Raw genomic sequence first — 8838 nt, 5'->3', positions numbered from 1 at the left:
TACGACAAGTACGCCCTCACCTACCTCGGTGGCGTACTCCTCGCCGCCATAGTCACCCACCACCGCATCACCAATTAACAGACACGACCTAGTCGACTGCCAGCTTCCATGCGACCAGCTCAGGACGTCTGCCGGTGGCGAAGAACTCGGAGGCCGCTGCACGAGCCTCCTTCACGGTGATCGCGCTGCCTTTGCCCATGGTCGTCGGCACGCCGCCATAGTCGAAGGCGGCTTCCTGCGGCTCGGCGAGGGTGCCGGCTGAGCGGTACTTTGCGGAGCCATCGACGTCGTCGTAGAGCGTCAAGGAACTGAAGGCAGCGCCTAGTCCAATGTTCATCGTGGTGAGCTCGTTCGCACTGACCAATTCGACCCAGGTCGACCGCGGCAGACTTGCGACTCGGTCAAGCAGCTCGTCGAGCGCGGCCTGGCTGCCTATGCGCTGCTGTCCCGCGTCATCGTCGTAGTAGGCCGTCAAGAAGTCGTTCATGCGAGTCCTCTCCCATCACCGATGTAGACCTTATAGCCGCCCGGCCAATAGACCGTGAGCTTGGCACCGGGTGGCAACTGCCACGGCAACGTGTTGTCGCAGCCGTACCGTCCACCGCAGGGACGCTTGTTCACGTACAGGGTCATTTCTCGAGGCATTCCCGCACGGCGCATGAGTGCCGCCGCGTGGCCCTCGGCATGTTCCCGTGCAGAGTCGAGGCTGGCGGTTCGGCCGCCCAGACCTGGCGCCGTACCTCCGGGTCCTCGCGTCCCGCTGCGCACATGGATCAGGCCTCCACCGTCCGGCCTGGTCAGAATGCCGGCTGTCGGCCCGACGTCTCCAGGCCGCTCGGGGAGTCGCCGAAATATCGGCTCGATGAACGGAGCGGGCTCCGGCTGATCTTCAGGTTCATCACTAGCGCCACCGTCGTGCGGCCGATCGTCGACGGCGCCCCGCGACGGCAGTCCATCTTCGCCCGAACTGTTCTCACCGCTGGCCCGCGCGGGCTTGTCCGGCTTGATGGCTTCAGGTTCGTCGTCACGCCGGTGGTCCCCAGGAGGCGTGCTGCCACGTGGCCCCACCGACCGTTCATTCCTCAAGCCGCCGCTTGGTTCGGCGGTTCGAATGCCGCTCACCATCTGCTCGACCCATTGCTTCGCTCGAGCCTCCGCCTGAGACAAGTAGTGGGCTGCCTCTTCGCAGCGCCTTGCCGCATCGTCGAGCTGCATGCCAGCTATTCGGCCGCTTGGGTTGTTACTGATGCTCCCGATCCATGCCGCGGCTTCGTGGCACTTCCCGGCTCGGTCATGCAGGTAGCTGACCGCCCGCGGAGCCTCGTTCAGGCAGGCGAGCAGTTGTTCGGCGACTCGCTGCAGCTCGGAAGGCATGCGCTGCCTCGGCCAGCTAAATCTGGTCGGCGTAGCCGCGGCACCCGGCTTCGGCGATTTGCAGCGATTGGACGGCTTGGTCGACCGACTTTGCGGCGGCATCCAGCATCGTCGCGATGTCCTGGTCGGCGCGGGTTGCTGTGCCGCGGATGAGGGCGTGCACCTGCTGGCTGGACTGTTCGAAGCGCTGCTTGAAGCCAGCCAGACTGGCTGCGCCTTGCCTCGATTGGTCAGCCAAACCGTGCAGCTGCATCTTCATCTGTTCGACTTGGGACATGTCCGGCTCCTCACTTGGTTAGACAGTCAGCGATCTGCTGGGTCCGGATTGACATGCCGGGCGGTAGCACGGCAATGATGTTCTCGATACGGGAGGACGATCAGGCAGATGATTCGACGCAAGAACGCCTTGTTGGACACGGCTCTCGCCTGCGTGGAGCGTGATATTCCGGTGCAGGCGGCAACTATCGCGGGCACGCCGGACGGCGACTGGATCGCCGATGTCGATGCAGCCTGCGCCGTCTGGGACGTCGCCGAGCCACCGAACCTGGCGGTCACGTCGTGCCCGGCCGTGGCGATCTGGCGCCTGCCGCGGATCGCCGGCGCCTACGGCAAGCGGCTGTACGAGCAGGAGCGACCTGGGGTCTGGCCGCCGACGATGAAACTGCCGAACGGTGACTGGATCACCTGCACGCTCCAGCCCGAACCCGACCTTGGCCCGCTGGCTACTGGCGTTGAGTACGTCGAGCCAGGGATACCCGTGGTCATCCCGCCTTCGACGACCGTCGACGGCCGGCTGAGGTGGGACGGGTCGAACTTCCCGCTCCATCCACTACCGAGCGCCGATGCGGTCCTGTCGAAGGTGCTGCGGGCCGAAGAGGAGTACGTCGAGCTGCACGGCAAGCTCGGCTGAGATCTCGCCAACCGTGCAGCTGGACACCACGGCTCAGCCTTTCTGGCCCACGGCCAGGAACAGCGAACTGGCTGCCACCAGTTCGGGCATTCGGTCTGCCAGGCGAGAGCACTCCAGCGCCGTGTCGAGCGGGTCGTGCTCGGCCAGCTTGTCGGTGTAGGGCTGGTTCTTGAAGTGGGCGTCGATCATGACTGTCAGCCAGCCACCGGGACCGGTGAGACCGAAGATGCTGACTGGCCGCAGGCCGGCGCTGATGAGTTCGCTGCGTAGCTCGCTTTCGCGGTGGTAGTAGCAGTGCGCCATCCGCTCGTTGTCGGCGCTGTGGCCGGTCTCCAGGATGTCGCGCACGATGCCGTGCCGAGTCAGGAGGGTGTTGGCGAGCGTGGAACCAATCAGGTTCGCTGCTCGGTTGATCGCCACCGCAGCGAGCACGCCACCAGGACGCAAGACCCGCAAAGCCTCGCGAAGTGCCAGGCGGCGGTCGCTTGCCTCCGGCAAGTGGTAGAGCGGTCCTGCCATCAGTACGGCGTCGAACGACTGGTTCGCCCATGGCAGGCGGCGGCCATCGCCAAGTTCGGCGGTGATGCCCGCCGCGTTGGCTTGGTCGACATGACGTTGGACTGGGTCGAGTAGTACCACGTCGTGTCCTTGGTCGCGGAGCCAGCCCGCGTGCACACCGGGGCCACCGCCGATATCGGCCACACGAGCCGGAGGCGGCGGGAACCAGTGGCAAAGGAAGTCATAGAGGCGGGCCTGTTCCAGGCGGCCCTTCAGGGTCGAGCTCAGCCGGGCCGCTTCGTCCCAGCGACTTGAGTAGTGCGTTTCGATCGCTGGATTGACGCTCAGCCGATTCAGTGGGACTACGGGCGTATCCACTGCGCTCCTATCATCGAGGTGGAACAGCGGGCGGGCGTCCGCTCTGCAGGCTGTGCGCCCGCCCGCTGGTCTTGGACAGCGGTGGCTGAGTGGCTGCTCGCCCGGGCGCGTACGCCCCAACCACTCAGCCGACCGGGACCGAGGCACCCGTCCGTGCCTCGGCGATTGAGCGGCTGACACGGAACGGACTCGCTTCCGCGTCCCGTGCCAGCCGGCATCTGAGCGGCCCCTGGCCGAGCCCTCCACAGGGGAGAGGAGGACTCGGACAAGGACCGCGGGGTTTGACGGAGTCGGTGGGTGTGCAGCGATCTTCTGCACGTGAGGGGCGGAGGATGACGGCTCCCCACCGACTCCGCCAGTTCATGGGGTGACCTCGTGCAGCATGATGCGAGCCCCCGTGACCCGCTCGAACCGCGCTCGAACCCTCCCGGATCTCCGATTGGGTGCCGCAGACCCGGCAGCACCACTGCCGTGATCTGGTAGCGATTGACCGAGGCCACTAGCGCCTCGAAGGCCGCCTGCGTGGTGTCGGGGTCTTCGACGTACTCCGAGCCCACAACAGGCCGTGCGAGTTGAGCGAGGATCCGGAGCTCACGCTCCACCTCATTGAGGTGCCGATTCGACACGTACAGATGACGCCTGGCACATCCGAGATGTAGCGACCAGGTGTAGTCGGTCACCGATCCTCGTCCATCCACCCGCGCAACTTCACGACCAAGCGTTCCCAGAGTCGGGACCACCAGCCACGCCTGTGCTGGCCGTTCACGAGTCGGCAGCATCTTCATCCACCGCCGCGTCCGGCTCGATGGTGATACGCAGGCTTGCGAAGCGCCGCGTCATGCCCGCTTGGTACCGGAGGGCGTCAGCGGGCTCGCCGGTGTAATCCGCGATGACATGCTCACCGAACCAGACGCGGACGCGCCGGGCGGCCGGTCGTGGGACGTTAGCAAGTGCTGTCATTCGCCCCGCACCTCACGGGCGATGTCACGGACGATGACGACGTACAGTCCCGCCGTTATGAGGGTGAGAATCCAAAACCCGGTTGTCATGACTGGCTCCCGTTGGAGGCGGTGACCGTCTGGTCGCCGGTAGCCGCGTCGATGCGCTACGTGACCAATCCTGGCTCCGGCAAGCGGCGCCGACTTGCACACCTGTGTGCAAGTCGGCGGCAAGGGCGTCCTACAGACCGATCCAGTTGGCGTATCGGGTGAGGGCGTCAGATGGGTGTCGAGCGGCCCGCAGCAGGTCCGCCACAACCGACCGCACGGTCGGGTGACGACGGGCTTGACCGGGAGCTGCTTGGCGAGCCAGCTGCAGATGTCGTATGGCGTCATCTGGCAGGTTCAGCCGTTCGTAGGCCCGGGCCATGTCGAAGTGGTGGTGCCCGATGCGCGTGGGCAGCCAACCGGCTGGGAACTCCATATGTTCGCCAAGGATGACGGCGTGGGAGTAGTCGCCCAGCTCAATCAGAGTCATCACGCGGTGGACGGCCACGTTGGTCGGCCCGAACGCAAACCAGAACGTCTCGAGATCGTCACCAGTCAACTTCCCGTAATGACGGGCCTCGTCCAGGTATTCGCTGGTGGCACTGGCATCGCCGGTGCGGGCAGCCAGCACGGCAGCCCCGAGGTTGAGTTGGCCGGCCGCCACAAGGCTGCCAGGTGTTTTGGCGTCGGTGCCCTCCAGATGCGCCCGTCCCGCCGCATTGAGGTTCCAGCAAGTGTCGTAGTCGTGTTTGCGGAGGTATGCAGTCACCCGTAGATACTCACGAGCAGCACGCAGACCTGGAGCTCGATCGGCGGCGTTTTGGGCAGCCCAATCCATACGGCTGAGGGCGATCAGGGAGAGATCCGGAAAGCCCGTCGCGATACCAATGGTGTGAGCGCACCGGTATGCCTCGGCGAGCAGCCCCCATGCTTCGCTCTCTTCGCGGCCGGACCAGAGATGGGCCGCCGCGTGCAGCTCGGCGTACAGACTCGGCAACAGCCCAGCCATCTGTTCGTACTTTGCGGCCTGAGCGACCTGATTGACCTGCCGCACAGCGGCGCGCAACTGGTCGATCGGCCGCGGTCGTGCCGATTCGTCCGGATCCAAGTCGTAGAGGTCCAGCTGGGTCTCTACTCGAACGAGGAGTTCCCCCAGGTGACCGTCTGCAGTGCCATCGGCGGGAGTCTGATCCGTAAGCGCGGCTACTTCCACACCCAAGGCCCGAGCACAGGCCGCCACGAACGCCTCTGAAGCAGGCCTGCTGCCACTCTCGACCTTCGTCAGCAAGCTATACGACACGTTGGCCCGGGCAGCCAGCCCATGCTGGGTAAGTTGGCGGCGCTTGCGAAGATCCGCGATCCGCGCACCCGCCTCCGACGACCGACCCATGCTGTGTACGCCCTCCGTGCCGTTGCCAGGACGAGTCTAACCGGCTGAGACCCGCGGAGTTGCGCGTTGCGCGTTGACTCGACGAGCCTTCATCAGCGTGTACGAGCGGCAGTAGCACAACATCAGAATCGCGTCGGGTCCGGACACCCTGGGGTTCGCATGTCGAGGTCAAATTCGCCATGCGCATGCGTCGCGACGGCCTAACTGACGAGACCATCACGATCAACAACAGACCCTGCCCCGGCCCGTACGGTTGTCATCGGAACCTGTGGAAGTTCCTCCCTGATGGAGCACGACTGACGGTGTACGGCCCGGACGGATTCAAACGCACCTATCCGAGTGGAGAGACCAACGAAGGATGAGCTACAGCATCGAGGCCTACTACCGGCACGAGCACGACGATCAGCCTCTCGTGATCCAGACCGACGCCGACGTCGACCAACTCATCGACGAACTGCTCAGCGAGACGTTCGATCACACGTTGGCCGCTCTCTACCTCGCGGAACGGTCGCAGACAGACCAGGGCTACCCCGATCATGACTTGCGGGTCGGCGTCAACGCCGAACGGAAGCTCGGCGGCCTGAAGTTCGCCGGCACGGTCGACGGAGTCGAGGGCGTCTGGTACGCCGTCGGCCAGACCTCGCAGCACGGCCGAGTCTTCTACGAGTACGCCGGCCATCCGGAAGACTTCGCGCTCGACTCCGAGGTTTCACTCGACGTATTGCGAGCGGCCGTCAAGGACTTCCTTCACAGCGGCGGCCAGCGACCCGGAGGCGTTGAGTGGCGGTCGTGGCCCGAGAACGTCGGCTGAGTTCGAGCTCGTAACCCAGATCTGGCAAGTACCTTGCGCGAACTTGCGAGGTACTCGCCAAGACGCTTGGCCACGAGCGGACGACCGCTCGATGATTTGGCCGAGCACTACCCACAACGCAGTACTCAATCCGGGAGGTCATCGTGGCACTACAGTTCTACGGCAAGGATCCCGACTGCCCAGGCAACAACTGTCCTGCGGTCTTCCGTAACGAGGAGACCGGAGACGTCTACTTCCAGGGTGAGACGGTTGTCGATCCAGCGCTGCTGGCCAAGCTGGCCGAGGATTGCGGGATCTCGGACTCGGAGTCCGTGGTGAAGCTACCCGCCAGGATGGCGGAGATGATTGTGGAGGCGTGCCGTGCCGGAGCCGTCGTTTGATCAACTGCTCGCGGGCAGCACGCGAACCGTGCTCAAGCTGGAGCTCCGCGACCACTACATGCTCGACGATCCCGCCTTCGCGGCGTGGCAGGCAGGCGACCTAGACCAGGCGGTCCGCGAATACGCCGGCTGGACGGAGATCGCCAGCTCGGCAACAGCGCGCGGTGTCGCGTTGAAACGGGTCCGGGTCGTCAGTGAACCGGTGTCGGAGTACATCGCGTTCGAGCATGCCGTGACCTCGCGGGTCAACGTGGTTGCGGGCGAGGCGATTCGCTGGGTACCTCGCGCGCGGGTGTCGGCGATCGCCCTGCCTGGCAACGACGTCTGGATTTTCGACGAGGCAACCCTGCAATTCGGCCTCTTCGCCGGCGACGGACGGTTCGTCGGCAACGAGGTGAGCACCGATCCAGACGCAGTGAAGCTATGTCTCTCGGCGTTCGAGGCCGCCTGGGCGCTTGGGATCGACCACGAGCAGTACTCCGTTACGCTGTAGCGGGATGCCTGCTTCGCAATCCTCGAGTGCTCAGAGCGCCCGTCAGGCGCTCGCTGACCGGCTGCGGGATATCAGGCTCGACGCGCGGCTCTCGGCGCGAGCCCTGGCCACCGCGGCCGGTTGGCATGAGGCCAAGACCTCCAAGATCGAGCACGGTAAACAGCAGCCCTCGGAGGCTGACCTCCGCACCTGGTGCGCAGTCTGCTCGACGCCCGACCTGGTGCCCGAGCTCATTGCCGAACTACGGGCCGTCGACTCAATGTGGCTGGACTGGCGGCGCGCCGAACGAACGGGGCTCCGACACCTCAACGCCAGCGTCCGCGACCTCTACGAACGCACCAGGCAATACCGCTGGTACTGCCATACCATGGTGCCCGGTCTCTTGCAGACCGCGGACTACACCACAGCCGTACTCACCTCGATCCGGGACCGCCGACGCGTCGCGATCGACGACATCGACGCGACGGTGGCGGAACGCGTAGACCGTCAGCGCATCCTGCCCCAGCGCGGGCACACCTTCGCCTTCGTCCTCGAAGAGGCTGCTTTGCGCTACCAGCTCGGCGGTTCGACGGTGCTGGCACAACAACTGCGCCATCTGCTCGATGTCATGAAGCTCGCATCCGTGAGCCTCGGCGTGATCCCTGCCGACGTAGACAGATCGTCACGCTGGCCGGTCGAAGACTTCTACATCTTCGACAACATTCCGGCCAACGTGGAAATGGTGTCGGGCTTCCTCACGGTCAGTCACCCGCGGGAGATCGCCATGTACGCCGAAACCTTCACGGCACTCAGCAAGCTCGCCGTGTACGGATCAAGCGCTCGCACCCTGATCAAAGCCTCGCTCGCGGATCTACCTACTGACGTCCCTTCCCCCTCAGACGACGCGAGCAAGTTCGAGCAAGTTCATCGAGGCCGTCAAGGCCCGGCTCATACCGTCAGAGCGTGACCATCGGGAACAGATCTCGCGCTGGCGGGACCAGCCAGTACGACGTCGGGACCGTACAGTCGCAGATCGCCTGCCGGGCGGAGAGCACGGCCGACGAACTCACACCGCAGGCAACTGCTACTCGCTGACCTGCAACTGCAGGCGCGATGACCGCAAGCAAGCCGTCAGGAGACCATGCGCATACGCCTATCTGCGCGTGCCCCTCCTCATCTGCCAACCTCAGGTCACACGCAGCAGAGAGCGCCTGGCAACCTATGCAGCCGACGCCGGCCTCGAGCTCGCCGCGGTCTTCATCGAGGAGGACTGGCTGAGCCTGTCGGCGTTCGAACGCCTCTTCCAAGCAACGATCCGCGACAAGGTCGAGGTCATCCTCCTGCCGAGCATGCTGCACTTCACGGTGCTCGGCTCACCACGCTCGATCAAGTCGTCCTTCGAAGCGGTCACTGGGGCACGCGTCGTCACGATTCCCTGACGTTCAGCCCCGTCGCGGCGGTCCTGCAATCACGAGCGACGTCGGCCGGCGCGGATTCGAGCCGATCCTCAAGAAGGCGATCCCCATCAGAGCGCTGACGTGCAACGCGCCGCCAGCCGTCGACCGCCGTTCGTCGTGCGCGGGGGCTGTGGTGATTCGTCAGGTCTCTATGAATAAATGAAGGCGCTGACTCCAACCGC

At 64.9% G+C, this 8838-nt stretch carries 12 protein-coding genes and 1 pseudogene; 7 read left to right on the top strand and 6 right to left on the bottom strand.

The window, feature by feature from the left end; all coding sequences use genetic code 11:
- Nucleotides 1-88 precede the first annotated feature (88 nt).
- The 3 genes from AB0I12_RS33695 to AB0I12_RS33685 are packed head-to-tail and all read right to left on the bottom strand — an operon-like array spanning nucleotide 89 to nucleotide 1651.
- Nucleotides 89-487, bottom strand: coding sequence for an Imm1 family immunity protein (locus AB0I12_RS33695; protein ID WP_359937480.1), 399 nt, complete (start codon nucleotides 485-487; stop codon nucleotides 89-91).
- The gene (locus tag AB0I12_RS33690) at nucleotides 484-1374 is read right to left on the bottom strand and encodes a DddA-like double-stranded DNA deaminase toxin (RefSeq protein ID WP_359937477.1); all 891 of its coding nucleotides are present in this window, start codon (nucleotides 1372-1374) and stop codon (nucleotides 484-486) included. Before AB0I12_RS33690 ends, AB0I12_RS33695 begins: the two co-directional genes overlap by 4 nt.
- Nucleotides 1375-1390: 16 nt before the next feature.
- Complete coding sequence (locus AB0I12_RS33685) at nucleotides 1391-1651, bottom strand: hypothetical protein (protein WP_359937474.1); 261 nt, start codon at nucleotides 1649-1651, stop codon at nucleotides 1391-1393.
- A 108-nt stretch (nucleotides 1652-1759) separates the two neighbouring features.
- On the opposite strand from AB0I12_RS33685, the gene AB0I12_RS33680 reads away from it, so the two are divergent.
- A complete protein-coding gene (locus tag AB0I12_RS33680; protein ID WP_359937472.1) occupies nucleotides 1760-2284 on the top strand; it encodes a hypothetical protein in 525 nt (174 codons plus the stop codon).
- A gap of 33 nt (nucleotides 2285-2317) precedes the next feature.
- Here AB0I12_RS33680 and AB0I12_RS33675 read toward each other — a convergent pair whose 3' ends face one another.
- The 3 genes from AB0I12_RS33675 to AB0I12_RS33665 all read right to left on the bottom strand — a co-directional run bounded on the left by AB0I12_RS33675 (nucleotide 2318) and on the right by AB0I12_RS33665 (nucleotide 5536).
- The gene (locus tag AB0I12_RS33675) at nucleotides 2318-3160 is read right to left on the bottom strand and encodes a class I SAM-dependent methyltransferase (protein WP_359937469.1); all 843 of its coding nucleotides are present in this window, start codon (nucleotides 3158-3160) and stop codon (nucleotides 2318-2320) included.
- 762 nt (nucleotides 3161-3922) lie between these two features.
- A complete protein-coding gene (locus tag AB0I12_RS33670) occupies nucleotides 3923-4120 on the bottom strand; it encodes a hypothetical protein (protein ID WP_359937466.1) in 198 nt (65 codons plus the stop codon).
- Nucleotides 4121-4339: 219 nt separating this feature from the next.
- Nucleotides 4340-5536: a helix-turn-helix transcriptional regulator gene (locus tag AB0I12_RS33665; RefSeq protein WP_359937463.1), complete on the bottom strand. Its 1197-nt coding sequence runs from the start codon at nucleotides 5534-5536 to the stop codon at nucleotides 4340-4342.
- Nucleotides 5537-5679: 143 nt separating this feature from the next.
- Between AB0I12_RS33665 and AB0I12_RS33660 the strand changes: the two are divergent.
- The 6 genes and pseudogenes from AB0I12_RS33660 to AB0I12_RS33635 form a co-directional block, all read left to right on the top strand.
- Nucleotides 5680-5898: pseudogene (locus AB0I12_RS33660) on the top strand (DddA-like double-stranded DNA deaminase toxin); the annotation flags it as partial.
- Nucleotides 5895-6347, top strand: coding sequence for an Imm1 family immunity protein (locus AB0I12_RS33655; RefSeq protein ID WP_359937460.1), 453 nt, complete (start codon nucleotides 5895-5897; stop codon nucleotides 6345-6347). The pseudogene AB0I12_RS33660 and the gene AB0I12_RS33655, both read left to right, overlap by 4 nt.
- Before the next feature lie 143 nt (nucleotides 6348-6490).
- Nucleotides 6491-6727, top strand: coding sequence for a hypothetical protein (locus AB0I12_RS33650; RefSeq protein WP_359937457.1), 237 nt, complete (start codon nucleotides 6491-6493; stop codon nucleotides 6725-6727).
- Nucleotides 6708-7220: a DUF6879 family protein gene (locus AB0I12_RS33645; RefSeq protein ID WP_359937454.1), complete on the top strand. Its 513-nt coding sequence runs from the start codon at nucleotides 6708-6710 to the stop codon at nucleotides 7218-7220. Before AB0I12_RS33650 ends, AB0I12_RS33645 begins: the two co-directional genes overlap by 20 nt.
- A 4-nt stretch (nucleotides 7221-7224) precedes the next feature.
- Nucleotides 7225-8166, top strand: coding sequence for a helix-turn-helix transcriptional regulator (locus tag AB0I12_RS33640; RefSeq protein ID WP_359937451.1), 942 nt, complete (start codon nucleotides 7225-7227; stop codon nucleotides 8164-8166).
- A gap of 196 nt (nucleotides 8167-8362) precedes the next feature.
- Nucleotides 8363-8638 carry a hypothetical protein gene (locus AB0I12_RS33635; protein ID WP_359937448.1) on the top strand — a complete coding sequence of 92 codons (276 nt, stop codon included), beginning with the start codon at nucleotides 8363-8365 and terminating at the stop codon, nucleotides 8636-8638.
- Nucleotides 8639-8838 lie beyond the last annotated feature (200 nt).

Source organism: Kribbella sp. NPDC050459, assembly GCF_040655315.1.
Classification (GTDB): Bacteria; Actinomycetota; Actinomycetes; order Propionibacteriales; family Kribbellaceae; genus Kribbella.
This window is presented reverse-complemented; position numbering and strand designations above follow the sequence as displayed.

Bases quoted from the DNA above. Each gene is read 5' to 3' on its own strand.
- AB0I12_RS33665 (WP_359937463.1), bottom strand. From the start codon at position 5,536: ATGGGTCGGTCGTCGGAGGCGGGTGCGCGGATCGCGGATCTTCGCAAG.
- AB0I12_RS33640 (WP_359937451.1), top strand. From the start codon at position 7,225: ATGCCTGCTTCGCAATCCTCGAGTGCTCAGAGCGCCCGTCAGGCGCTC.
- AB0I12_RS33690 (WP_359937477.1), bottom strand. From the start codon at position 1,374: ATGCCTTCCGAGCTGCAGCGAGTCGCCGAACAACTGCTCGCCTGCCTG.
- AB0I12_RS33655 (WP_359937460.1), top strand. From the start codon at position 5,895: ATGAGCTACAGCATCGAGGCCTACTACCGGCACGAGCACGACGATCAG.
- AB0I12_RS33670 (WP_359937466.1), bottom strand. From the start codon at position 4,120: ATGACAGCACTTGCTAACGTCCCACGACCGGCCGCCCGGCGCGTCCGC.
- AB0I12_RS33680 (WP_359937472.1), top strand. From the start codon at position 1,760: ATGATTCGACGCAAGAACGCCTTGTTGGACACGGCTCTCGCCTGCGTG.
- AB0I12_RS33695 (WP_359937480.1), bottom strand. From the start codon at position 487: ATGAACGACTTCTTGACGGCCTACTACGACGATGACGCGGGACAGCAG.
- AB0I12_RS33685 (WP_359937474.1), bottom strand. From the start codon at position 1,651: ATGTCCCAAGTCGAACAGATGAAGATGCAGCTGCACGGTTTGGCTGAC.